Origin of the sequence: Bacillus sp. 95MFCvi2.1, from assembly GCF_000374965.1 — a bacterium.
In the GTDB taxonomy this organism is placed as follows: domain Bacteria; phylum Bacillota; class Bacilli; order Bacillales; family Bacillaceae_G; genus Bacillus_A; species Bacillus_A pseudomycoides.
In genome coordinates, this window is the sequence record NZ_KB895713.1 from 1 (window position 1) to 24,918 (window position 24,918).

Sequence of the window (24,918 nt, forward strand, 5' to 3'; positions counted from 1 at the left end):
AGGTATCTGAATTAAATTTTGAAGAAGCTTTAGATATTGAATGTAGTATAAAAGAGTTAGGAGGCGAAGTTAGAAAAAAAGCTTTTCAAGATGAATTCCAACATCCAGCATTCACTCACTATCTACTTAGATACAATGGAGTAGCATGTTCCATCGCTTGTATTTTTGAACATGAAAAACAGGCCCGAATGGAAAGTGTAGCTACAATTGAAAAGTTTAGAGGTAAAGGGTTAATAGGTGAACTTATTCACTTTATTCAAAGTGAAGTAATGAATAGAGGACTAGATAATCTTTGGGTGATTCCAATTAACGAAACAGTAGAAAAAGTGTATGAAAAGTATGGATTTGAAACAGTAGAAAAAATTAAAACGGGACATGCGTTTTTAGAAGGGAAAAGTATTAAAGAAATTCACGAGGGATAGAAAAAATCAATTTAGCAGTTTTATATTAGTTTAAATAATTACCATGCTTTAGACGATGTCAAAGCATGGTTTTTGTATATAACTTAAAAATGTTTATGGAAGTAAAAAACTTACAAAGCACTCCTGAAGTTGTTATAAATAGAACTGGTAACTAAATCTCTTTTTAATCTTATTGAACAACGGTGGGCTTTTTAATATTGAAATTTCCTTAACGTTGTAAATCCGCATTTCCCTGACGATCCCCCACGTAGAAAGCTATTCTAGAGATCATTCAGAAGCTTCACCATTACTGTATGAGGATGGAAAATTCCGCATGGATGTTGGGCCGATTGAGTTTAAGAATGAAGATGATTATGAGAAGTATTTTAAATAATACAAAGAGATAAGTAATTGCTGAATCTATTTAGAGGCAGTAGTTTAGACAACACATTGTTACTAACAAGATAGAAAGTTTACTTATATGGATGGTGAAGATTGCTGAATAATATTTATAAAAATTCTAGTTTTTATTAAATAGAAACTTGAATGCCCCCGAATTATGGCCTCTTTAATAAAGTCCATAATTCGGGGTTTTGATGTATTAAATATCCGTTTTATCAAAAGTAATCCCATATTTTTTGATTTTCTTATACAAATTAGCTCGCGACATTCCTAATTTTTTCGCCGCAACGCTTTTATTCCCATAAGTCTTTTGCAGGGTTTGAAGAATGCGAGTTTTCTCTAGACTTTCTTTTTCGTCAGTAAGTGAAAGCGTAGCTTGGCTAAGGGGCTCTGAAAAAGATTTTGCTTGCGGCAGTAGCTTGAGAATGTCTGATTCGCATATTTCGCTGCCTTCGTGAAGAACAATCAACCTTTCTATAATATTACGTAACTCGCGGATGTTACCTGGCCAAGAATATACATGTAATCGCTTCGTTGCCTCTTGATGAACAAAAGGAATTGATTGGTTATATTTGAAAGAAAATTCTTTTAAGAAATGATGAGCTAAGTAGGAAATATCATCCGTTCGTTCCCGAAGTGGCGGGATGCAGGCAGTAAATACGTTAAGCCGATAAAATAAATCAGATCGGAAAGTTCCGTTCGATACCATATCTTCTAATATACGATTCGTTGCGGCGATAATTCTGACGTTAATTTTTTTTGGTGTTTGTCCTCCGATTCGATAAATCTCTTTTTCTTGTAACGCTCTAAGTAGTTTCACTTGCATATCAAGTGGGAGCTCTCCTACCTCATCTAGAAATAAAGTACCTCCGTCTGCTAATTCTATTTTTCCAGGCTTTCCTCCTTTGGCAGCTCCAGTATATGCTCCTGATTCATAACCAAATAACTCGCTCTCAAACAAAGCATTAGGAATGGCACCGCAATTAATCGGAATAAATGCTTTTTTACTTCTTAAACTTGCCTCGTGGATCGCTTGTGCAAAAAGCTCTTTTCCAACGCCGCTTTCCCCACTAATCAAAATCGTCGCATCTGTCTTCGCTACTTTTTTCATGTCATGAATGATGTGCTGGATTGCTAAGTTGTTTCCTTTTATGTTGCTGAAGGGATCGTCTCTATTATTTTGAATCATTTGTTGTTTTAGTTGCTGCAATTCTTCAGATGTAGAGGATAACTTTTCATTTAATTTGATCGTAGCGGTAATATCTTTTTCTACGGACATAGAACCAATCAGTTCATTGTTTTTATTATAAATTGGAGTTGTGCTAATCAATACATGCTTATCTGGGCGCGGGAGGTGATAAATATCTCGAACAGGTTGCTGACTCTCAAGAACTTTTAAATTCATAATATCTTCTTCTAAGAAAAAATCTTGAACATTCTTTCCAATAATATCGTCCTTCTTTATGTCATACATTTTTTCTGCTGCTTCATTCCAATAAAGCATGATCCCTCTCGTATTTACAATAGAAATCGCTTCTTCTACAGAAGAGAGGAGTGTATGCAATGTAGGAATCGCAAAGGTATCAGATTGTTCCATAAAATATCCCCCAATGATTTTAAATCGTATACAAAAGTAGACACTCGTAGACAGATTTGTCGCTAAAAGGATACAACTTTTCTGAAACAATGTAAACAAAATTAATTGAATATTAATAATATTAAGGTTACTTTGTGGTTGGCACGGTATTTGCTAATAAAAAAGTAGGGCACTTTTAAAATACAAACATGGAGGAGATAGGAATGAAGATTAGTAAAATATACACAACAATTGATGCACACGTAGCGGGGGAACCATTACGTATTATTACAGGCGGAGTGCCGGAGATAAAAGGGGAAACGCAATTAGAAAGAAGAGCTTATTGTATGGAGCACTTGGACCATCTTCGCGAAGTTTTGATGTATGAACCGAGAGGGCATCATGGGATGTATGGTTGTATCATTACGCCGCCGGCAAGTCCTCATGCTGATTTTGGGGTATTGTTTATGCATAATGAGGGCTGGAGTACAATGTGCGGCCATGGAATTGTCGCTGTCGTCACAGTAGGAATTGAAACGGGTATGTTCGAAGTGACGGGTGAAAAACAAAAGTTCATTATTGATAGCCCTGCAGGAGAAGTTGTTGCGTACGCAACATATAGTGGAAACCAAGTGGAATCAGTATCATTTGAAAATGTTCCTTCTTTTGTTTACAAGAAAGATGTTCCTATAAAAATTGATGACTATGAATTTCAAGTGGATATTGCTTTTGGAGGAGCATTTTATGCTGTTGTAGACAGTAAAGAACTTGGTTTGAAAGTGAATTTTAAAGATTTATCAGCTATTCAAACGTGGGGCGGGAAAATAAAACATTACATTGAAAATCAAATGGAAGTAAAACATCCTCTCGAAGAAGATTTAAAGGGAATATATGGCGTTATCTTTTCAGATGAACCAAATGGAAAAGACGCCACTTTACGAAATGTAACCATTTTTGCTGATGGGCAAGTAGATCGTTCTCCTTGTGGCACTGGTACTTCCGCAAGACTTACAACTCTCTTTGAAAAGGGGGCTCTACAGCAGGAAGAAAGTTTCATTCATGAATGTATCACTGACGGACAGTTTATCGGAGAAATATTGTCAGTGACAAAAGTAGATGAATACGAGGCAATTATTCCAAAAGTTACTGGCCAGGCATTTATTACAGGATTCCATCAATTTGTAATGGATCCGAGGGATCCGTTGAAACGAGGGTTTTTATTGGCTTAATGTTTTATAAAGAGTTGTTTTCTAGGTAGAAAACAACTCTTTTTGTAAGTGTTTAACTTGACCTTCACACTCTGGAAATGAAGAGTTAGCTAACTATGTACAGAAGGTGTTTGTGCTCAGGTAACTATGAGGTTCAGTGAGTTGAATATGCTCGAGAAAGGTTTCTTACCTAAAAAATCCCTTGATAAACAAGGGGTTTTTTAGGTGAATTATCGCTTTAAAAAAGACATTTTGCGTACTTTAAGCACTTATGATACTTAAGAGTGCCTTGAACCAGAGTTGCGAGCAGCTAGCGTGTTTTCATCGTCTAGCTCAGCTTCGATGTGAGAGGTTTTCGATGACTCAGCCATACGCCAATAAGTGATGAAGCTTATGGCAATGCAGCCAGCTACGTAGAAGTAGAAGAGCGACTCGAGCCCAATACTTTTCAGCCATAATGCGATGAACTCCGCCGTTCCGCCGAACACTGCAACAGTAATTGCGTAAGGGAATCCCACGCCAAGGGCACGGATTTCAGTTGGGAAGAGCTCAGCTTTCACGATTGCATTGATGGAAGTATAACCGGTGACAATAATGAGACCTACCATCATAAGTAAGAAAGCAACGATAGGGTATTTCGTTTGCTCCATGATTAGGAACAGTGGCACTGTCAGTAAAGTTCCGAGGATGCCGAAACCAATCAATAGCGGACGCCGTCCAATCCGATCGGATAACATACCAGCAAGTGGCTGAAGTACGACGAATACCAATAGGGCGATAAAGTTAATCCAGCTAACGACTTCTTTAGGAAGGCCTACAGTATTCACCATGAATTTCTGTAAATACGTCGTGTAAGTATAGAATGCAACAGTTCCACCGAGCGTTAGCCCAACGACTGTTAATACTGCCTTAGGATGTTTCATCAGAGTCCGAATAGTTCCAGCACTCTCACGGCTTTCAAATCCCATTTTTGAGAATTGCTCCGATTCATCCATCGTGCGACGCAGCCACAATACAGCAACTGCTCCCATTGCTCCGATGATGAAGGGAATACGCCAGCCCCAAGACTTCATATCGGGTTCGCTGAGTATTTGCTGAAGGATGATTTGAACACCAAGTGCTACCAGCTGTCCAGCAACGAGTGTTACATACTGGAAGCTCGAGTAGAAACCACGTCGGCCGCTGCTTGCCATCTCGGACAAGTATGTAGCCGAAGTTCCATATTCTCCACCTAATGACAACCCTTGAAGCAGACGTGCGAGAACGAGAATAATAGGGGCCATTATACCAATGGTGCTATAACCTGGGGTACAGGCAATAATTAGAGAACCACCGGCCATGATGGTGATGGAAAGCGTCAGTGCGGCGCGACGACCATGACGATCGGCATAACGACCCATCAGCAGGCTTCCTAGTGGGCGCATTAGGAAGCCTACGGCAAAGATGGCTGCTGTGTTGAGCAGTTGACTGGTCGAATCTCCCTTGGGAAAGAACTCTGCTGAGAAATACACGGCGAAAGCAGAATAGACGTACCAGTCGTACCATTCAATCAGATTTCCAACTGAACCTTTGAAAATGTTTCCTGTGATGCGCCTTGTATTGGCGCGTTCGATGGATTGAGACATGATTAAAAACCTCCCTATTTAATTGAAGTAATTTGAAAAATATCATTATGAACTAAGTATGAAGGCGTATAAATGTAAATAAATTATATCTTTTTGTTTGAAAAATCTCAATATAATGAAAAATAACTCTATTTTATAGTTGAGCAAATTGTTTGGAGACAATCTGGAAGAGTTTGAGTTTTTTGTGTATGAAAATAAGGAGGAGCTGTAGGTGCTTTAATTGATAGGCGATTGCTGTGGTGGCAATGACTTTGTCAGAAGCGGAAAGACAATACAAAGTAGAAAAGAGAATGTTTAACTATATCTCCTCCTGAAAGGTTATTTAATCATGAGTTATAGCGTATCATTTTTCTTTTGTATATAGTTTGTTAAAATAGTAGTAATTGTAATTAATTGTAACTGCGGAGGTAAAAATGTTGGACCAACTCATAATTGAATTCGCTAAAGTAACCAATCAAGTTAATGACATACACACTAGTAAATCTTATTTGATTATAAAGACAGATGATGAAGGACTATACGTTGAAACAGAACTTTTACGTGAGAAGTACCAAGGAGGAGAAGAATCACATCCATATTTTATGGTAACTTTTGAAACTCTCCAGCAAGCTTGGCAAAAATTCATAAGTATACGTACGGTAACGAGTGAAGATTTTGGACAAGTAAGTGAACACAGTGCTTTTTTGATTGCTTTCTTTTCACAACTTCCTTTTGTGAATGTAACTGACTCAAAATCTATTACACTTAAAGAATTTCGAACGGATGACTTACCCTGTGAGCAATATCATAAAGTAATCACTTTTTTAGAAGAGGTAATAGATAATACATATGATCCGAAAGATCTTAGTCACCAAATTGATGGGAATTTATATAGAGTGAAATCTCGTGGACGGCAAGATTTGAGATTATTGGGCTTTTTGGATGAAGCTCATGAGATTAATCGGGCTCTATTAAATGAATATATTGAATCAAAAAATAAGGATGCTTTTATTCGAAATTTGATTTTGAAACAGGAATATTTTCAAATTGCTCTATTTGTACTCGAACTTTTAAATAGTTATTCAAAGGCTGAAAAGAAAGCGGTTTTAGTGAATTTAGGAATGACGATCGTTCGAAATTCACGAGGAGATAATTTAATGGTTGAATCAGTAGCCAAGGAACGTACTCATAATTTGTTAATGTGGCTTGAGAAGGTAGGGTTAATTAACGAGAGGTGGGTTCCAGTTGAACAATATTTAAAAGGAAATGATGAAGAGGACGATAATATGAATAGTAACTTACGTGAAAAATTTTTAACTGTTATGTATGAGTATTTAGAGGCAAGAACGGAAAAATTTGCGGGTCATAAACTTGGTTCAGTCGTTCGAAATGAAATGACAACGGAGGTAACTCGTTTATCTTTTATCGATCATAATCAGTACATTGTTACGGGCTCAGTTGGACAAGGGAATTGGGCCGCCGTGCCATGGCTTGCTATCATGAATAAAGACATTACGACATCGACGCAGAGAGGGTATTATATCGTTTATTTATTTAGTGAAGATATGAAGCAATTATATTTAACAATGGCACAAGGAGTAACTGAAACTTCTAAAGAGGAAATGGAAAAGATTAAGTCTGAGATCCGTCAACATATACAAATGTCTAAAAAAATAAAAAAAGATGATGATATTTTCCTTGGTACAAGTCCAAAAGCGAAGGGATATGCCAACTCTACAGCTGCATACATTCCATATGATGTTGAACAAATGCCAAGTGAAGCAGAATTAGTGGAAGATTTAAAAGAAATGCTTCGCTATTATGAGGGATACATTGCCTTTAGAGAGAAAGGAACTAATCGTGCAGTGATTCACGAGGAGAAAAAAGAAATGGATTTGAATGGGAAGGAAATTGTAGATCATGTATCTTCCTATATGAAAAGCAAAGGTTTCTATTACGATAAGCAAGATATTATTAACTTTTTCCTTTCTTTAAAAACGAAGCCCTTTGTTATTTTGTCTGGTATTTCAGGTACGGGGAAAACAAAAATTGTTCAGTGGTTCGCTGAAAGTTTAGGGGCAACTGAAGAAAATGGACAGTTCACGCTTATTCCTGTGCGACCTGATTGGAGCGATAGCTCTGATTTACTTGGCTACGTGAATATTCAAGGTGAATTTCAGGAAAGACCGTTAATTCAAGTTCTTGAAAAAGCTGCAGAGAATCCGGACAAACCTTATTTTGTCGTGCTCGATGAGATGAATCTAGCACGTGTAGAGTACTATTTCAGTGATTTTCTAAGTGTCATTGAAAGCCGAAAATGGGAAGGAAGAGAGATTGTTACATCGGCTGTTCTTCCAGAATCGATTGTTGGGAAACGAATTACGATTCCATCAAATGTGTACGTCATTGGAACTGTCAACATGGATGAAACAACACATCCGTTAAGTAAAAAAGTATTGGATCGTGCGAATACAATTGAATTTAATCAAGTAAAATTAGATTCCTTTGAGTTTTTAATGGATGTAGAAGAAGTACAGGGAAAATGTGTTTCTAATCATTCCTTGACAGCCACGTTTCTACATTTAAAAGAATGCTTTCAGCTCAATAAAGATCTTGTGAAGGAAGTATCTCATATTTTAATCGAAGTTAATAAAATTTTTGAACCGATCGGAGCACAAGTCGGGTATCGGATACGTGACGAAATTTGTTTTTATATGGCTTACAATGAAAAAAGTGAACTATTATCGTTTGACGAGGCGTTAGACTATCAAATATATCAAAAAATCTTACCGCGTATTGCAGGGAGCGATGGGAGAACAGAAGAGGCATTAAAGAAATTATATACGCTATGTACAAATCAAGAGTTTGATAATGAAGATATGATGTCTTATGCGAAGTATCCTCGTTCTGCTAAGAAGCTGTCTCATATGTTAAGGAGGTTCGAGTATGATGGCTTCACCTCTTTCTGGATCTAACAGTGATATAGAACTAGTTAAGATTGAAACAGCAGATTTCTCATTGACTATTAAAGGGAATCCCTATCATGAAAAATATGAGAGCTTAAAAAAACATCAATCAATTGCTTCGGATGAAATGATGCATTTTCATGTGTCTGGAGAAGTAGAATCTATCTTAGTATATGATGCTCGGTTACAAAAGCTTAGCGAATTAACTGAGCACCCTCCTATCTTTTTCGAGAATAGGAGTTATCAGCTTGTTGTAATTCCTAAAAATGATCAAGGGTTGTCTTTTTACCATGAACATCCATCTCTTCAAAAGGCAATCAGCTCTACTCAAATGGGTTCATTGAAAATATTAATGGGAAATCTCTTATTTCCAAATGAAGTAGGTTATACAACATTTGAAATTCGAGATGATAAAAAATCTCTACTAGCAATTACATTAGAAGTTTTCCCATCAAAGCTTGATTATAAAGACGACTATCGAGCATTATTGGAAGAAGTAAATGATGAAATTTACAATTTGGCGTTTCATTTATTGAAAAGAACTTACTTAGGAGCATCAACAATCTATGCGGCTAATCCATCTAAAAGTGAGTTTTATCGTATTTTAAATGACTCTTTTCGTAGATTTATGAAGGCAATTTCTCATATTAAAAGGCAGCCGCACCATACACTTACTACTCGACATCAGCTTGTACAAGGAGAGAAGATTCGTAGGCTTGATTCTGTTGGGATGAATTACTTACGAAAAAGACCTCACTTGTTTCAAGAAGTAGGAGCAAACATGGTTTCATCAAAAGGAATTACAGCTTATAAGGAAGTATCCTACGATACATTGGAAAATCGGTTTGTTAAGTGGATGATTCAGAGAGTCGTACATAAAATCGATGATTTACTTAAATCGTTGGAAAAGGATACTGGATTCAAGAGTTTACCAATTGACGATGATCTGATTCAAAACGTGAGGAAAATGAAATCCCAAATGAAGAATGAGTTGAATGATCCATTTTGGAATGGGATTGGTAAATTAGACCGCTCCGTCTTTTCTCTTGTCATTCAAATGGCATCCGGTTATAGGGATGCGTATCAAATCTTTCTAATGTTATCGAGAGGTCTCACGCTAAGAGGGCAGATCTTTAAAATGTCTGTAAAGGACGTCGCAAGGTTATATGAATATTGGACGTATTTAAAGCTTGGACAAATTTTATCTAAAAAATATGAAACAGTGAATCAAGATATTATTAAGGTTCGGCAAGATGGATTATATGTGACACTTGATGAAAGTAAAACTGCAAAAAGAACATTTAGGCACCCTGAAACAGATGAAGTGATTGAGCTTTATTTTCAAAAAAGAAATAAAGCATTACCAACTGTCACTCAAAAGCCGGATACGGTGCTTGCGATTGAGAAGAAAGGGAAAAGCTATCAATACCAATATATTTTTGATGCTAAATATCGAATCGACTTTGCCAAAAATGGTTCCCATTATAAAAGACAGTATGGGACACCGGGTCCAATGGAAGAAGATATTAACACGATGCACCGATATCGAGATGCATTAGTAGTAGATCAAGGTGGACCATTTGAGCGAACAGCCTATGGAGCTTATGTATTATTCCCGTGGAATCAAGAGGAAGAATATGAGCATCATCCTTTCTATAAAAGCATTGAAAAAGTAAATATTGGCGGTTTTCCATTTTTACCAAACGCGACAAGACTAGTAGAACAATTTCTTGATCATCTCATTGAAAAAAGTCCAGAAGAGATTATAAGAGAAGGAATTCTTCCAAGAGGAACAAAAGAAGAATGGGAATCCTCTTTAGATGAAAAGGTATTAGTCGGTAATGTGAAAACAGAAAAGGATTATGAAACATATATGAAAGAAGGTTTCTATCAAATTCCTGTTTCACAATTAAAACCAGGCTGGCAAGAAATAAAATACATAGCCTTATATGCACCGAAAAAGTGGTATGGAGAAAACGGTGGGATTCAACATGTCGCAAGGATTAAAGATATCCATATAAACAGAGAGAATGTACTACCTGGTGATGAAACAAATGATTGTGTTTATTTCGAACTAGAGCCATGGAAAAAGTTAGGTCATCACATTTGTCCGGTGGGATATGGAATTCAAACATATATGTTAACGAGCATGTCATTATTAAAGGAAGTACAAGAGCTTCCTGAATTATTTATGAAATCGAAAGAAGAGCGAGCTCTTTGGAAAATGCTGCGCCGATTTACGAAACAGGTGAAGGTCGAGCTTGATCATTCTGATTTGGACAAGGCATCTTCCATTAAGGGTTATTATGTTCAAGATGTTCAAATTAAAATTGATTATGAGCAGGGGAATGTGATGGTTGGAAAAGGGGGAGAGTTTAAAGAGGTGGCTTTGGATTTGGTTGTTAGGAATTCTTCGATGTTGTTTAAGAGTGTTTTGGGGCAGTTAAGTAGAGATTAAGGTGTATTGAAAATAATAAATATAACAGGGACAACAATTTGTATATCGTAGGTGAGAATTGTATCATGGACAAGAGATCTAATCTATTTTCATATGCGACTAGTGAGTCATCTCAAGATGCTTTTATTTGTTGGCTAGCAGAGTAGGCAGATCCAGAGTATAAAGAAGCAAACCCAGATTTACATAAAGCGGGTACCGATTTTATTAGAAAGATATATGATTTACATAAAAAGAATTTCCCAGTATCTATTTCTGTCTTATAGATCCGTTTCGAAAAATACGCTTTCTTCACCTGTTCTCACCTCATTTTGTTTGATAAGATTATTATACAACAAAACAAACGTACGTTCTATTAAAAAGACATTTTCTTTAAAAAAGACAAAACCGATTCATCCCCCACCTTCACTTCGTTTAGAGGAGGGGGTCTTCTCGGTTAAAATGATAAAGTCGGTACATTTACTTGTTACAACAATGCTCTTCTTCTCATCCATTGCGTCGCAACCCATTTTTCACCTTTGATAACAGGTGCACCGCCATGTAGAGTAAGTTTGTTTATTGATTCATCCTGATAAAAATACTCGAAATATACCGCCATTCCTTTTTTCGGAGATACGGAAAGATTGAGTTTTGGAAAGAAGGTCTCTCCACCTTCTTCTACATGATTTAAATACATCACAAGTGTACTCATACGATTGTTACTTGCTGCCGCACTATTTTCTACAAAAAAATCATAATGTGCTTGATATTCTTGGCCAACTGTATACTTTAAAATCTGCAACCCTTCTCCATGTGGGGCAGGAACATTCATGATCGAAGCGATTCGTCTTTCGATTCTAGTAGTAATCTCGCTTTCTTCTAAAAATGCACCACTGCTCGTCCGAATGTCATTTGTTTTGCGCGAAACACCAATTTTAGAACGTTTCATTTTATTTTTAGACATTTCAATTAACGTTTCACACTCTTCATCACTTAATACATTTGCTAAAACGACAATAAGAGGCTCTTCTAGTCTTGAAATAATTTGTATTTCTCTATCTTCTGTCACAATGGTGTTCCCTGTGTGGTTAAAAATCGTTAGTTCTGTATTTTTAACTGTTTCATTTTTCGTTGACATTTGCCCCATCTCCCTAAAAAAATGATTAGATAGCATTAATATATCACATTTTTCTCACTATTCATTCTTTACAAAAAATAGAGTGATGATTGAAAAAGAGGACATGTAGTTACCTATTCAAACTAACTATTCCGACACCAAAATTTTGTTAAGTTAACACAATTTAAAAATTTATGCTCTTTGCTACATTCAATGATACATTGTACTTCTTGTTCATAAGTGCGGAAGTCGGCCATGTACAGATTAAAAGAACCCCTCCCAAGCCCCTTACAACCCCCTACCAACAAATAAATCACTAAAAAGAAACAAAATAAAAAACAAAAAAACTACTACAAGCACGCATTCAAAAAACAGTAGTCGTAGTAATCGTAAAAAATATAAAATAACCCCGCCAAACTTCCTCCCTTATCCCTATATACATTAAGGAACCACCGATTACATATGTTTCATTAAGGGATAGGAGGAATAAACATGGCAGTATACCGTAATGTGCAGGTGAACTTTTGGCAGGATGATTTTGTACTCGATTTAACACCGGAGGAGCGGTATTTTTATATTTATTTGCTGACTTGTTCGAAGACGACGCAATGCGGGATTTATCCGTTGCCGAAGCGTTTGGCGGAGATGGAGACAGGTTATAACCGGGAGACTGTTGAGAAGTTGCTGCAGCGCTTTGTTGAGTATGGAAAGATATTGTATGATGCGGAAACGAAGGAGTTATATATTTTAAATTGGCTGCGTTATAACCCGGTTACGAATACGAATATGGAGAAGTGTGTGTTACGTGAGTTGAAGAGCGTGAAAAGTAAAGAGTTTGTATATATGTTTCTGCAAAAATGTTTGGAGGAAGAGATGAATATTCCGCTACTTTTAGAGCATTTCGGTATGCCAGGTGAGTTATCTGAGGTTATTCCGCAAGCATCTATTGAAAGCTATGAAGAGGATGAGGAAGTAGAAGAGACGGAGCCAGGTGGTGGTGTGTTCATGTTTTATGAACAAAACTTTGGTAGTTTGTCGTCGTATGCAGCGGAGGAATTAAGTGAATGGATGGCAGATTTATCGGAGGAGCTTGTCTTAAAAGCGCTCCAAATCGCTTTTGAAAATAATAAGCGGACGCTTGCTTATGTGAAGGGGATTCTGCGGGATTGGCACGGTAAGGGATATACGAAGGTTATTGAAGTAGAGGAAGCGGCAGCGAAGTTTCGGAAGAAGGAGCCGACTGCTATGCATGAGACTGAGAAATTTCTAGAGGAGTGTGAAGAGTGGGAGAAAAACGTGCCGTCTGAAGAAGAGTTGCAGAGGTTCTTGAAAGAAGAGGGATGGCGGCCATGAGCATTCAAAATATTGAGGCTGAACAGACGGTATTAGGGTCTTTGCTGCTTGATGGTGAACTGATTAAGGAGTGTAGGCTGACCGAGCAACACTTTTCTACGGCTGTGCATCAAGCTATCTTTAAGTTGATTCGGAAAATAGAGGAGGAAGGACAGCCGCTGGATCTTGTTGCGCTTGTTTCAAAAATGGAACCTGCTTTTCTGGCGCAAATTGGTGGTATGGAATACCTTGTAAACATAATTGAGAGTGTGCCTACTACTGCTAATTTCTCCTATTATGAGGGGCTTGTTCGGAATGCCTGGAAAATGAATCAGGCGGGAAGTATGGCGCACAGCATGTGTGAACGGCTTCTTGCGGAGAAGGATGAGAAAGTAATCGGAGAGACGATTACAAGACTTTGTGAACTGGAAGAGGTGGATTGCACACTTGATTTTGATTTGAAGGATACGTTAGTCGATCTTTATGAAGAGCTTCATCAAGATACAGAAGAACTTACTGGTATTGAGACAGGTTTTTCAGCTTTAAATAAGATGACGTGTGGTCTGCAGGAAGGGGATTTTGTTGTGATTGGTGCACGGCCTTCGATGGGAAAGACGGCATTTGCCTTAAATATTGCGCTTCATGCGGCAAAATCGGGTGCGGCAGTTGGATTGTTTTCTCTGGAGATGAGCAACAAGCAACTATTGAAACGAATGGTTTCTTGCTTGGGTGAGGTATCTGGGAAAAGGCTAAAAAATCCGAAGCATCGTTTTACGATAGAGGACTGGGGGAAAACGAGCCGGGCATTTGCGGAAATTGGGGATCTGCCGCTAGAGATTTATGATAAGGCAGGCGTTACAACGCAGGAGATTTGGGTGCAAGTGCGGAAGCTAAAACGGAAGTATGCAGATAAAAAATTGCTTGTTATTGTTGATTATTTACAGCTCATTACAGGCGATTCAAAATATCGGGGAAATAGGTTTCAAGAAATGAGTGAAATCTCCCGTAAGCTGAAGTTACTAGCACGCGATTTAAATGTGTGCGTCGTAGCACTGTCGCAATTGTCCCGTGGGGTGGAGTCGCGTCAAGATAAGCGCCCACTGTTGTCTGACCTAAGAGAGACAGGGCAGATTGAGCAGGATGCGGATGTGATTATGCTTATGTATCGGGAGGATTATTATGAAAAGGAGACGGAGCATAAAGATATAACAGAAATTCAGATAGCGAAGCATCGGAATGGTCCTGTTGGGATGCTGAGGTTACGGTTTTTGAAGGAGTTTGGGAGGTTTTTGGAGGATGGTTAAAAATAGTCTGGTGAGTTCCACACCTAAAATAATCTTGATTCTTTTTTCAAACAGTTTAGATAAGATTAAGAGGTTGCTAATTAAAATTTCTTCAAGCAATAGGTAATGTAATCGAATTGAGGTCTATATTAGGAATACAAAAAAGACACTTCATCGAGTGTCTTTTTTATTGAAATGATATCTTTTATCCCGCATTAACTGCCCGTAAAAGCCTGATTGGTCGGGCTGATTAAAGTTTCACTTTATCTAGCATATATGGTGAACTAGTTGGTCCACCATGCTCAGATTATTGCATTTACAAGAGAAAGTGATCGGTTGAGCTATATGTTTTCTGCTGATACTTCGGGCGTAAATCTTTAAGGAAAAGAAAATGGTAAGCCTATACACCTTTTGCTTGTAAAAAACATCTATCTGCAAGAAAATAAAAGAGGTAAGAGTTATAAATAATGGTGTAAAATCCAATTTTATCTTTTTGGTAAAATATCCCCTTTTATAAAGGTTAAAAGCTACTTTATAAAAAGGTGGATTTTTTATACTTCCTGCATAGGTGAGATCATATCAGTTCATAAAGAATGTATGGTGGTCTTTTTATCTTTTAATCTCGTTTCATGACAGTGTTAATACTTGAAGCTATTGAAGAATTGAAGACAACAATAGAGTATTCATATATAACGAACCGAAGAAAGGAAGCTAAATATGGGGATGAGTACGATGAAAAAAATGATTGGTTTAATCGTAGGTATAGTGCTAATTATTTTTCTTTTTTACTATCAGAATCATTCTAATTCAGATCGAAAAGAGAAGGTATATGTTGAGGATTTTAAAGGGACAAATGATTCTGGTAAAATTCAATCAGCTATTAATAAAGCAAAGGATAATAAAATAAAGACTGTTTTGCTTGATGACAAAAAGTACAAGATTACTTCACCTATCGTTGTGAAGCAAGGTGTTAAGTTGTTATTCGGGTATGGAACACAGTTTATTGTTGATGGTGACTTCAGGGTGATTGAACTTGAGAAGAATGCTTCAATTGAAGGGGCCTATATTGCCATTGATGATGCGAATTTTAACTCGGAAGTGATCTATTTAGATGGTAAACATAAATATTATAACACTTGGAACAAAACACATATAAAGGATATAAATATCATCAATTGGTCTGAAACGAACAAGGGGACAGGGATATCGTTATACGCTGGTGGAAGAGAACATGAGATTTCTTTTGTTAACTTCGAAAACGTTAAGGTAGTAGGAATGAGGAATGGAGTAAAGTTAAAAGTGGATAAACCGAATTCTGGATATGCTTGGATAAATGCTAATCGGTTTCTGAATTTTTCTTTAGAGGATTGTGTAAACATGATTTACATGGATAGTCATTCAACGATACCGAATGAGGCTAGTGGGAATCAATTTACCAATTTACAGATACAACCTTCAAGTAAAACAAAAAGTGTTTTGAAGGTGAGCGGGCAACATAATGAGTTTCATGGGATGTTGTGGGATTTGAACCAAATCAATCATGGAAACACGATTGTTGAGCTTACGGATAAGAGTATGGATACGACCATTGATATTTCTTCTGTGCCTACGAGCAGAATCTCTGATAGGGGACAAGCAAATAAAGTGAAACAGTAACTGTAAGGTTCTCTCAATCGAACATGGCTTTCTTAGGAGGAGCCCCCTAGATTCATGTAGAGACGGGGACAATTATTACGTATAAGTTGAATTGTTAGAGTATTTTGTGTCTTTGGTATAAGAGGTGATGGTTACGCAAAGTTTTTTGAGTCGTTAACATTTGAAGATATCGAAGGGGAGCATTTTAATATTTATTAATGGAAGTAAATGAATCTTAGTTTGTATTATTTTCATAGTTTAGATGTGCTAATTTGCCCTTGATCATTTATACTCAATCTCCATTTTGTTCCATTTGGAGAAGTCAACGTCACAGCATTCCCTTTTTGAAATTCTAAATCTCCATATAATGTACCACCAGTAGTTGGCAACCATGAGGAGCCATGCTGTAAAGATGATTTTGCGAATATTCGATTTATCCGAAAACGTTTGTGATCTTGTGTATATCCGCTTAGTGTTAGTTTAACTTTATACAACATAGCTGACCTTACTTCTGAAATCACAGTGTCTCCGACATTAAACTGGAGATCTTTAGCCACCTCCCATGGTCCATTTAGGCTCTGTTGATATTCAATTAAAATACGGCTTGGGCTTTCATTCCATCCAAAATAGATACCGATGCAATTAAGCATGTTAATAGGCTGCTTAGAAAAATCTAACTCGATTACAATTGGCTGAGTGCTAGGAACATCCACGTAATTTACACTTTGCTCATCGAGTAAGTTAAAACAATTATTAATATGTCCTCCATAGGGGGCTTTTCCAGAAAGTTGGCGCACTGCGTAGCGGACATTTGCATTTACTAATATATCATCTTGATTCCCAACTAGATGTGCTTTTCCTAATGCAAGAGGAGGATATATAGGAAGGGATTCTTCATGTGGTGAGGTACACCGATTGTATAGGCCACGATCGAGAATAGATGTGGAAACTTGATTTGAGAATAGGTAGTTATGATGAGAAATGGAAGAGAATTCGATAACGAGGGGAGGAGCATCCATACGAAAGACGTCCCATATCACTCCTTCAAACATATTATAGGCGCCTGAACATCGGATTACCTTTTTTGTTTGTTTCCGGCATTGAACTTGGATTCCCGTAAAGGTGTTCCCTGAAATTTCGTAAGGTAATGCACTATTTCCTATAATCTCGATACCATACTGACAACCATCTATAAAAATAGAATGGAAGGAGTTTGCATTAATCCAACAAGGATTGTTTATATCCGCAAGCTTTTCTGTTTTTAAATAGATAGCCGTATTAAAGTTTGTGATTTGGATTGAGTATGCCTGAAAGAAACTTATGAAATCCCATGCCTTTTTACAGGATAAATGAATTGCGATACCTTGGTAAGTTGTTGTACGGTTTATAATATTGATATTTGATATAGAAGTATGATTAGGAATTTCTATTTGTTGGGCACCAGAAAGATAAAGAACGGATGAGTTAAAGCTATTATCCACGATTTCAATGGAACCACCAGAGATTGAAGTGTTTTTTTGAAGTTCAAACACTTGGAAATTCCCTTTGACGATTAATGTCACAGTGGGATCCATTTCAAGATGTACATTTGACTTAATAACAATAGGAGAGGATATAGTATATTGTTTCTTCCCGGTGATAACAACTTTGGAATAATTATTGACCGCGCAATAATTAATGGCTTCTTGAATAGCTTGGGAATTATCGAGTAAATCTGGACTGGCACCAAAACAATCAATATTAACAATACTTTGATTTTGGCAGTCTTCAGCAAAATTAAGAGGTTCTGTCAACTTATAACACTCCTTATATGTGGGATATTATATAATATGCATGTTTGAAAAAAAGCATATATATAAAAGAAAAAAACAAACGATGCCCTCGTTTGTTTTTTAATATTGATAGGTTTCAAGCGTAGAATGAATCATGTTTGAGAGGGAAAAGGATTTTTCTACTTTTTCTCTTGCTGCTTTTCCTAAACATTTTCTTAAGTCTTGATTGTCATGAAGTAACTGGATTTTCTTTGCAAATTCTTTTTCAGAATGATGGGAAATGAGAATTCCGGTTTCATCATCTATAATGGCTTCTTGGATACCGCCAACATCTACAGAAATAATAGGCGTTCCAGAAGCCATTGCTTCAAGGACTACCATTGGAAACACTTCTCTTAGGGACGTTAGAAGCAACAAGTCCATACTGCAAATAAATTCATATGGGTTAGATGTATTACCTAAAAGCGTCACCTTATGATTTAACTTGAAATCACGAATCATTTTTTCAATAAAGTCCCGTTCAGGTCCATCTCCAGCAATATAAAACATTACGTTACGTACATCTTTTAACTCATTTGCAATTTTTAAAAAAAGTTCATGGTTTTTCTCTTTTGACAATCGGGCTAAAATTCCGATATTGAGGGTTTCTTTAGGTTGTATTTGTTGAAAAGAAAAATGTTTTACATCAACACCATTGTAAATCGTTCGGATAAGGTCTTTTCTTATACCCAATTGCAGTAATCTCTCTTTCTCGAAGTTACTCACGGCGATAATTTGATTAACATGTTGATTTAACACTTTTTTAAATAGCGCGGGAAACTTTTTTTCAAGTATTGTAACATTATGTTTTGTATAAATGAGCTTAATTCTTTTTTTCGTGATTTTTTTAATTACGATAGAATACAGTAACATTCTGAAACTATTTGCATGGATAACATCAATGTCCAATTTCATCACTTGTTTACTTAATGTATAGAGGTTAGCAGGATGATTTTTTAAACTTAAAGGAATAAAATGATGCTTATTATGAATTTGATGATACAACTCACCTGTGGCAGCTGCTGAATAAAACGTCATATTTTCATCTTTGAGATGGTTTTCTAATTTGCAAAAATACATCTCAGCGCCACCTGTTATGAGTTTATCGGTTAATAGTAGAATATTGTTCATTTTTTATTTCCCCCCACTGGTCATAGAAGGAGGTCGGTCTCCTCTGTTTTTCTTGTATGCATGATAGGCATATTGACTAAAATAAAAGTTGGTTTTTACAAAGTTTAACTTTTCTTGGTTTCGTAAGAGTTTCCAATATCGGTAGGCAGCTTTTAATTTATTCCTTGAAGTAGAGTTACTTACAATACGATATTTAGATAAAATCTTTTGTAAGCCATAGGCTTGATATCCTAGCCGTAATAATGCTAACCATAGGGCAGTATCTTCAGGCTGGATAACGGGCATTTCAATTTGTTTAAATTGATGCCTATCTAACATCACGGTTAAACAGCCAATCGTCGTATTTCCCAGCAGATATTTATAATCTACAACTTTCGGTGCATTAACTTTAATATTCATTGAATTTCCTTGTTCGTCAATTAAAGAATAAGAGGTAAAAGAAAAAGCAAGATTATCTTTTTGCATAAAAGCGACTTGTTCTTCTAGTTTGGTAGGTAACCAGAGATCATCGCTGTCTAAAAAGGCAATATAATCTCCTTGAGCTTCTTTTAATGCTATATTTCTAGCTCTAGCAGCACCAGCGTTTTGAGTTAAAGTAATAAGTTTAATTCGTGGGTCTTTTTCTATATATTGTTTGATGACATGAACGGAGTCATCTTTCGACTTATCATCAACGATAATCATTTCCCAGTTAGCATATGATTGGGCCTGAACGGATTCAATGGTTTCTTTTATAAATGGAGAACTGTTATACGAGGGGGTTATAACGGAAACCAATGATTCGCTATCTTTTTTTGTGTATATCATAAAAATCAGCCTCTTTTCTTTCATATACAGAAATATATTTTAAAGTAATTGCTAAAAAGGAGAAAAGCGCTTCATTAATCATGAGAGAAAGGGATACCATCTGCAATAAAAAAGCAAAAAGTGTAAGAATAATAAAGGGCTTTTCAATATGCAATTTAGTTCTAAAGAGCTTGATAATGAACAGTAATAAAAAAGAAAAGTAAAAAAGAAAACCAATAATTCCAGCCTCTACTAAGATTTCTAGATATGTATTATGGACATATAGTTTTTCATTATGTTCAAATGCGTAATAATCCGAGAAATTAAAGGCACCGATTCCCAAAAGGGGATGGGACATAAAATAGTTAATCGCCTGTTTCCATAATTCAAATCGACCACTTCCATTATCAGAAGAAAAATCATTGATACGGCTGGAAATGATCTGATTCAAATCGATTTGCATAAAAGAACATGTGGCGTAGATTACAACTAGGCATAACAGAGCAACAAGTATCATTTTTACCTTTTTTAGAAAATCCGCTAATATTATATACAAAATGATAACGAGTATTAGGGCAACAATACCGCCTCGAGAAAAGGTAAGAAGGTTGGTAATGATACATAAGATAAATCCAAAGGAGTTTTTAAATCCTTTTAAGTGTGTTAAATAAAAAGAAAAAAACAATGTATTATAAAAAATGAAGATGTTTGGATCATCAAGTAGTCCAATTAACCTTGGATAATCTCTATCTAATAATAATCCGTAAGAAGTAATCTCAACGCCTGTTGGGGATCCCCCGGTTATTTGTAGTCCAATTATGTACAATAACAAACTAATCATGTTAAATAGTATCCCGACATTTGCAATGGAAGCTTCAATAGCACGAATTGAAGCTTGCTCCAGCATATATCTCATGATGAAATAGCAGATAAGGACAAGGATTACTCCTAGAATGACGCGAATACTTGATTCTGGATACTGTGAAAAAGCACCACTTAGACAATAGGTAAAATAAAATAAAAGCAATAAAATTTCATAATGATAAAGGGGACGAAAGTAAAAGTCTCGAAAATAAATACAGAAAAAAATGGCTAAAAAAATCATGTAAATTTTTAATGAAAAACCGATGGACAAATTATATTTACTAAGTGTAATAAAAAATAACAAAAGAAAGACTTCTAAGGTAGAAGTATTTCTTTTAATTTGTAATCTTTCCATTCCCTCGTTGTCTCCCGTCTTTTAAATGGTTGATATTCTGTTGTTTTTTCTTTCTTATAAAATCTTTAATCAAGTTCCGAGTAGCTTGATCAAATAGTAAAACCATCGTAGACATTAAGATAATGGTAGAGAACATGGCCATAAAAGGAAACTTATATAATAAGTAGTGTAATAGGATAAAACTTATCGAAAAGTAGGATCCGTATGGAATAACGACTTTGGTTAATACTGTTTTTCTGATTGGATTAGCTAATATATAACCAATAAATGATACAATTTCCATCGTTAAAACAGAGAAAGCTGCCCCTGTTATTGCATAAGTAACACTGAGATAATAAAAAGATACTAAGCCAATAGAGATGGTTATAAACTGAACAATAGTACGGCGATTTTGCAGTCCTCTTGTTGTGAGACCATCAGCAATGGCGATGTTAAATCCTTGTAAGACAATAATAAAGGACAATATTTTTAAAGGTTGAACCGCAGATCCCCATTTATCTCCAAATAAAATCGTGATCAGATAGGGGGATAAATAGAATAAAGTTATTGTCATACACATCCCAATCAAGGACATGAATTTCATTTGCAGGATATTTAATTCTGTATGTTTCTTTACCTCCCCATGACTATGATGCTTAAATAACAGTGGGAAAAATGCACCTGCAATAACCCCTGGTATTTGATAGAGAGCTGAGGGGATTCGGTAAGCTACTGCAAAGAGCCCAACAAGCCCTAAGGGAAGTGTTTTTTCTAATACTAATGGACCTAGTTGAGGAGTTAATATAATAAATAACCCACTAATTAAGAACGGACTAATATTGATCAATAATTCTTTTTGAAAAGGGACTTTCCATTTGAATTCCATGTTTTTTCTGAGTAAATACAGGCAGTAAATGCCTCCAGCTAAATAAGAAAAACCATATAAAAAAGCTGTTACATGTATATCCACTTTTAAGTTTATACAAAAAATGGTTAATGTGACTAATACAATGGCTGAGAAGATTTTTATGGATGCAATAAATTGCATTCTTTCAGATAATTGAAAGTAGGTTATGCCTATGCTTTGCAGCACTAGGCCGATGATTAAAGGAATCATTAAACTATACATCATATAAAGAATTTGTTGTTCATGATAAAAGACGTGGATACCGAAAGAAAAAATAACAAATGTTAAAAGTAAACATACTATTCGAACTTTTATATAAGAAAAAAATGTAGTGCCTGGGTTTTCCTTTTTTGCTCCTTCTCGAAGGAATGTATTACTGACTCCTAAATCTGTAAAAAAATGCATGACCATGGAAAGAGCTAGTGCTACACTAAATATTCCATAGTTCTTTGAGTTAAAGTAATTTGCCAATAGTATGAGCGTACTTGCATTTAAAACATTAGCTAAAATCGTGCTGTAAAGTAAGTGGAATATATTTTTAATAATTGAGTTTGTTTTCTTATTCACTTATTTCTCTCCCAATTCACAACTGTAAATTCACTTAAGTACAGATGTAGGTTCTTTTCCACTAGGTAAAATAGCGTCTTTTTGCTTAAGGTAATAATCATATGTATTCGCAAGACCTTTTTCCAATGCATATATAGGTTGCCAGCCTAATTTTTGAATGCTCTTTTTATTGCAGAGCAAACTTTCTTTGACGTCACCGTCTTTTGCAGGTTGGTAAATGGGGGAAACATTTTGTACACTAATTTGCGCAGCTTAGTGAACTACAAAGTCAGGTTTAAACGCCTCTATCGCTTTTTCTAATGATCTTTCATCTTCTACATTATCAAAGAAAGCTATACTTTTCGAATGAACATTATTTACGGATCAGGTGGATAAGTTATCATACACAGCCACTTCATAATGATTATGAATTAATTTGTCTACAATATGGGATCCGATAAATCCGAAGCCCCCCGTTACTAGCACTTTCTTCATTTTTTATTCTTCCCTTCAATATTTATCTAGCTCCATTTCCAGTAAATACAATGGCCAATGTTTGACATAAAATCTTGATTTCCATAGCGAATGATCTATGCTGGATATAGTATAAGTCGAATGCTAATTTTTCTTCGGGAGTTAGATCATATCCACCATTCACTTGCGCCAATCCTGTTATTCCAGGCGTTACAAGTAAACGATGTTTAAAATTAGGCAATGACTTATCAAACCTTTTATAGAAATATTCTCTTTCAGGTCTAGGGCCAATGAGTGACATATCTCCTTTTAACACGTTAATAACTTGAGGGATTTCATCAATTCTAGTTTTTCTTATAAACGTACCTATTCTTGTAACCCTAGGGTCCTCTTTACTTGCCCACTGAGGACCGTTTTTTTCAGCATCTAAAAACATGGAGCGTAACTTTATTAATTTGAAATCTTTTCCGTTTTTTCCTAGACGCCGTTGATAAAAGAAGGGAGAACCAGTTGATTCGATTGGGATAAGGATGCAAAACAGAACTAAAATGGGTGATAAAAGTAACAGCATGAAAAGCGAAAAAACAAAATCTATAAGTCGTTTAACAAGAAGGTAGGATGAAGTTGATAGAGATTGTACTTGTATTTCTACCTGTCTATCAATCTTTATTTTTGGGTCCAAAAGTTACCCCCCTTTATGAAATAATGACTGTACCGATTATTTCATGTTTGCTATGTTCTAGTTGTTTTTTTACATTCGCAATCTTATCTAACTTATCACGGCCTTCCTGTATCACTAAAACAATGCCATCACAATGTTTTGCGAGGATTTGTGCATCTGGTGTGTTTAGGAAATCGGATGTGTGAAACAGAATGATATCAAAATGCTCTTTCCACTCCTCAATTAGGATTGGGAAGGTCTCTAATGTTAACAATGCCACTGGCTCATAAAGATCTTCACCTGTAGATAAACAAGATAGATAATCCGTTATTTTTATTGTAGTATCCTTATTTTGCTCTCTTAGGAGTAAGGTGGTTAGGCCAAATGAATGATCGATGTTAAACACATGATGTAAAGAAGGTTGACGCAGATTCGCATCCACTACCAACACTCGTTTTCGTTGTTCTGAAAAAGCTAGGGCCAAATAAGCAGTAGCATTGGTTATATTTTGTGTTTGTGCAAGTGAAGTAATCATTAATATTGGTTTTTCCTTTTGAAGGTTCGGTTCAATATGGTTACATATGCTATAAAATCGTTCTTTGATGGTGATATCGTATGGATTAAAGAAATATTTCCTCTTAAATTTGATGGTCATTATGTTCACCTTGTTTCATTGAAGATAAGCTTTTATAAGCTGTTTTTTGCTTGTTGTTTCTTTTTTTGGTATTTAAGTTCACTCTTCCTAATAATGGGAGTCCAAGATGTTCGAGTTCTCGATTGTTGTAAGTTGAATCATCAAAGTGTTCTCGTAGAATTGCCAAGCCAATTCCGACAAAAAAGCTAATTATGATTGAAATGGCTATAATGAATTTGGGTTTTGGAAAAAGCAGTTCGGCTTCTTCCGTCACCCCGGAATCACTAAGAATATTAAGGCGGTTTACATTTGCATAGTCTTTAAATTTAGATATGGATTGCTTTGCGACGGATTGTGCAATTTTCTTAGCTAATTGTGGATTAGAGTCTTTCACTGAAATTGTAATAATCTGTGAATCATTTCTATTAGTAACGGAAACCTGTTTAAGCAAATCATAGCTTGAACGAGTTAGCTTTAACTCTTCTTTTACACCTATCATGATATATGGGCTTTTTATGATATCCATATATGAAAGAGCTAGCTGTTTGTTATCTTGTACTCTATTTACTGGATTTTCTTCTTTTTCTACGCCTAAAGATCCAGCAAGAACTTGGGTGGAGTACTGATAAATCGGTTTCATAAGGTACATGGATGAAATAATAATGAACCCGCTAGTACAAATTGTCGTAAGTATAATAATTAAGAATCGCCTTTTTAAAACTTGCATAAACTCTTTTATTTTTACTTTTTCATTCATCTAGTTCACCACTTTTTCAATTTAATAGTAGAGTTTTGGCGTGATTTTCCGAATG

19 protein-coding genes and 2 pseudogenes are annotated in these 24,918 nt (G+C 35.9%); 9 read left to right on the plus strand and 12 right to left on the minus strand.

What is annotated here, in order from left to right; translation table 11 throughout:
- Nucleotides 1-422 (plus strand): GNAT family N-acetyltransferase (locus tag C568_RS0123880; RefSeq protein ID WP_018782879.1); only part of this gene is annotated, 422 nt, incomplete at its 5' end.
- Nucleotides 423-654: 232 nt separating this feature from the next.
- Nucleotides 655-795: pseudogene (locus C568_RS35705) on the plus strand (TerD family protein); the annotation flags it as partial.
- Nucleotides 796-1,002: 207 nt separating this feature from the next.
- Here C568_RS35705 and C568_RS31160 read toward each other — a convergent pair.
- On the minus strand, nucleotides 1,003-2,400 hold the full coding sequence (locus C568_RS31160) for a sigma-54 interaction domain-containing protein (protein ID WP_006093711.1): 1,398 nt from the start codon (nucleotides 2,398-2,400) through the stop codon (nucleotides 1,003-1,005).
- A 203-nt stretch (nucleotides 2,401-2,603) separates the two neighbouring features.
- Here C568_RS31160 and C568_RS0123890 point away from each other — a divergent pair, with 203 nt between their 5' ends.
- Nucleotides 2,604-3,608, plus strand: coding sequence for a proline racemase family protein (locus tag C568_RS0123890; RefSeq protein ID WP_018782940.1), 1,005 nt, complete (start codon nucleotides 2,604-2,606; stop codon nucleotides 3,606-3,608).
- Nucleotides 3,609-3,865: 257 nt separating this feature from the next.
- On the opposite strand, the gene C568_RS0123895 is transcribed toward C568_RS0123890, so the two are convergent.
- Entirely contained in the window at nucleotides 3,866-5,212 is a 1,347-nt protein-coding gene (locus tag C568_RS0123895; protein ID WP_018782941.1) for an MFS transporter, read from the minus strand.
- A 413-nt stretch (nucleotides 5,213-5,625) separates the two neighbouring features.
- Between C568_RS0123895 and C568_RS0123900 the strand changes: the two genes are divergently transcribed.
- From C568_RS0123900 to C568_RS35710, 3 genes and pseudogenes are all read left to right on the plus strand, one after another.
- The gene (locus tag C568_RS0123900; protein ID WP_018782942.1) at nucleotides 5,626-8,166 is read left to right on the plus strand and encodes an MrcB family domain-containing protein; all 2,541 of its coding nucleotides are present in this window, start codon (nucleotides 5,626-5,628) and stop codon (nucleotides 8,164-8,166) included.
- Nucleotides 8,141-10,615 (plus strand): restriction endonuclease-like protein, encoded by a 2,475-nt coding sequence (locus tag C568_RS0123905; protein WP_033794615.1) that lies wholly within the window; start codon nucleotides 8,141-8,143, stop codon nucleotides 10,613-10,615. The genes C568_RS0123900 and C568_RS0123905 overlap by 26 nt, the downstream gene beginning before the upstream one ends.
- 65 nt (nucleotides 10,616-10,680) lie before the next feature.
- Nucleotides 10,681-10,866 (plus strand): annotated as a pseudogene (locus tag C568_RS35710) (PD-(D/E)XK nuclease family protein); the annotation flags it as partial.
- 212 nt (nucleotides 10,867-11,078) lie between these two features.
- Here C568_RS35710 and C568_RS0123910 read toward each other — a convergent pair.
- A complete protein-coding gene (locus C568_RS0123910) occupies nucleotides 11,079-11,729 on the minus strand; it encodes a 2OG-Fe(II) oxygenase (RefSeq protein ID WP_018782944.1) in 651 nt (216 codons plus the stop codon).
- A gap of 471 nt (nucleotides 11,730-12,200) precedes the next feature.
- On the opposite strand from C568_RS0123910, the gene C568_RS0123915 reads away from it, so the two are divergent.
- The 3 genes from C568_RS0123915 (at nucleotide 12,201) to C568_RS0123925 (ending at nucleotide 15,979) form a co-directional block, all read left to right on the plus strand.
- Nucleotides 12,201-13,061, plus strand: coding sequence for a DnaD domain-containing protein (locus C568_RS0123915; protein WP_006093717.1), 861 nt, complete (start codon nucleotides 12,201-12,203; stop codon nucleotides 13,059-13,061).
- Nucleotides 13,058-14,344, plus strand: a complete 1,287-nt coding sequence (gene dnaB / locus C568_RS0123920; protein ID WP_018782945.1) for a replicative DNA helicase — start codon at nucleotides 13,058-13,060, stop codon at nucleotides 14,342-14,344. Before C568_RS0123915 ends, dnaB begins: the two co-directional genes overlap by 4 nt.
- 696 nt (nucleotides 14,345-15,040) lie before the next feature.
- On the plus strand, nucleotides 15,041-15,979 hold the full coding sequence (locus C568_RS0123925; protein ID WP_018782946.1) for a hypothetical protein: 939 nt from the start codon (nucleotides 15,041-15,043) through the stop codon (nucleotides 15,977-15,979).
- A 230-nt stretch (nucleotides 15,980-16,209) separates the two neighbouring features.
- On the opposite strand, the gene C568_RS0123930 is transcribed toward C568_RS0123925, so the two are convergent.
- The 9 genes from C568_RS0123930 to C568_RS0123965 all read right to left on the minus strand — a co-directional run bounded on the left by C568_RS0123930 (nucleotide 16,210) and on the right by C568_RS0123965 (nucleotide 24,863).
- Nucleotides 16,210-17,751, minus strand: coding sequence for a hypothetical protein (locus tag C568_RS0123930; protein WP_018782947.1), 1,542 nt, complete (start codon nucleotides 17,749-17,751; stop codon nucleotides 16,210-16,212).
- A gap of 99 nt (nucleotides 17,752-17,850) precedes the next feature.
- On the minus strand, nucleotides 17,851-18,900 hold the full coding sequence (locus tag C568_RS0123935) for a glycosyltransferase family 4 protein (protein WP_018782948.1): 1,050 nt from the start codon (nucleotides 18,898-18,900) through the stop codon (nucleotides 17,851-17,853).
- Nucleotides 18,901-18,903: 3 nt separating this feature from the next.
- The gene (locus C568_RS0123940; RefSeq protein ID WP_018782949.1) at nucleotides 18,904-19,707 is read right to left on the minus strand and encodes a glycosyltransferase family 2 protein; all 804 of its coding nucleotides are present in this window, start codon (nucleotides 19,705-19,707) and stop codon (nucleotides 18,904-18,906) included.
- On the minus strand, nucleotides 19,685-20,905 hold the full coding sequence (locus tag C568_RS0123945; protein WP_018782950.1) for an O-antigen ligase family protein: 1,221 nt from the start codon (nucleotides 20,903-20,905) through the stop codon (nucleotides 19,685-19,687). Before C568_RS0123945 ends, C568_RS0123940 begins: the two co-directional genes overlap by 23 nt.
- On the minus strand, nucleotides 20,886-22,358 hold the full coding sequence (locus tag C568_RS0123950; protein WP_018782951.1) for an oligosaccharide flippase family protein: 1,473 nt from the start codon (nucleotides 22,356-22,358) through the stop codon (nucleotides 20,886-20,888). The genes C568_RS0123945 and C568_RS0123950 overlap by 20 nt, the downstream gene beginning before the upstream one ends.
- Before the next feature lie 363 nt (nucleotides 22,359-22,721).
- A complete protein-coding gene (locus C568_RS34405) occupies nucleotides 22,722-22,832 on the minus strand; it encodes an NAD-dependent epimerase/dehydratase family protein (protein ID WP_116269061.1) in 111 nt (36 codons plus the stop codon).
- Nucleotides 22,833-22,854: 22 nt separating this feature from the next.
- A complete protein-coding gene (locus tag C568_RS0123955; RefSeq protein WP_003195604.1) occupies nucleotides 22,855-23,493 on the minus strand; it encodes a sugar transferase in 639 nt (212 codons plus the stop codon).
- A gap of 13 nt (nucleotides 23,494-23,506) precedes the next feature.
- Nucleotides 23,507-24,127 carry a CpsD/CapB family tyrosine-protein kinase gene (locus tag C568_RS0123960; RefSeq protein WP_018782952.1) on the minus strand — a complete coding sequence of 207 codons (621 nt, stop codon included), beginning with the start codon at nucleotides 24,125-24,127 and terminating at the stop codon, nucleotides 23,507-23,509.
- Entirely contained in the window at nucleotides 24,111-24,863 is a 753-nt protein-coding gene (locus C568_RS0123965; protein WP_003210286.1) for a YveK family protein, read from the minus strand. Before C568_RS0123965 ends, C568_RS0123960 begins: the two co-directional genes overlap by 17 nt.
- Between the last annotated feature and the right edge of the window lie 55 nt (nucleotides 24,864-24,918).

What these genes read in the sequence shown, in the direction of transcription:
- C568_RS0123910 (WP_018782944.1), bottom strand. Translation starts at nt 11,729, where the DNA reads ATGTCAACGAAAAATGAAACAGTTAAAAATACAGAACTAACGATTTTT.
- dnaB (WP_018782945.1), top strand. Translation starts at nt 13,058, where the DNA reads ATGAGCATTCAAAATATTGAGGCTGAACAGACGGTATTAGGGTCTTTG.
- C568_RS0123965 (WP_003210286.1), bottom strand. Translation starts at nt 24,863, where the DNA reads ATGAATGAAAAAGTAAAAATAAAAGAGTTTATGCAAGTTTTAAAAAGG.
- C568_RS0123945 (WP_018782950.1), bottom strand. Translation starts at nt 20,905, where the DNA reads ATGGAAAGATTACAAATTAAAAGAAATACTTCTACCTTAGAAGTCTTT.
- C568_RS0123960 (WP_018782952.1), bottom strand. Translation starts at nt 24,127, where the DNA reads ATGACCATCAAATTTAAGAGGAAATATTTCTTTAATCCATACGATATC.
- C568_RS0123900 (WP_018782942.1), top strand. Translation starts at nt 5,626, where the DNA reads ATGTTGGACCAACTCATAATTGAATTCGCTAAAGTAACCAATCAAGTT.
- C568_RS0123895 (WP_018782941.1), bottom strand. Translation starts at nt 5,212, where the DNA reads ATGTCTCAATCCATCGAACGCGCCAATACAAGGCGCATCACAGGAAAC.
- C568_RS0123915 (WP_006093717.1), top strand. Translation starts at nt 12,201, where the DNA reads ATGGCAGTATACCGTAATGTGCAGGTGAACTTTTGGCAGGATGATTTT.
- C568_RS31160 (WP_006093711.1), bottom strand. Translation starts at nt 2,400, where the DNA reads ATGGAACAATCTGATACCTTTGCGATTCCTACATTGCATACACTCCTC.
- C568_RS0123925 (WP_018782946.1), top strand. Translation starts at nt 15,041, where the DNA reads ATGGGGATGAGTACGATGAAAAAAATGATTGGTTTAATCGTAGGTATA.
- C568_RS0123935 (WP_018782948.1), bottom strand. Translation starts at nt 18,900, where the DNA reads ATGAACAATATTCTACTATTAACCGATAAACTCATAACAGGTGGCGCT.
- C568_RS34405 (WP_116269061.1), bottom strand. Translation starts at nt 22,832, where the DNA reads ATGAAGAAAGTGCTAGTAACGGGGGGCTTCGGATTTATCGGATCCCAT.
- C568_RS0123940 (WP_018782949.1), bottom strand. Translation starts at nt 19,707, where the DNA reads ATGATATACACAAAAAAAGATAGCGAATCATTGGTTTCCGTTATAACC.
- C568_RS0123890 (WP_018782940.1), top strand. Translation starts at nt 2,604, where the DNA reads ATGAAGATTAGTAAAATATACACAACAATTGATGCACACGTAGCGGGG.
- C568_RS0123905 (WP_033794615.1), top strand. Translation starts at nt 8,141, where the DNA reads ATGGCTTCACCTCTTTCTGGATCTAACAGTGATATAGAACTAGTTAAG.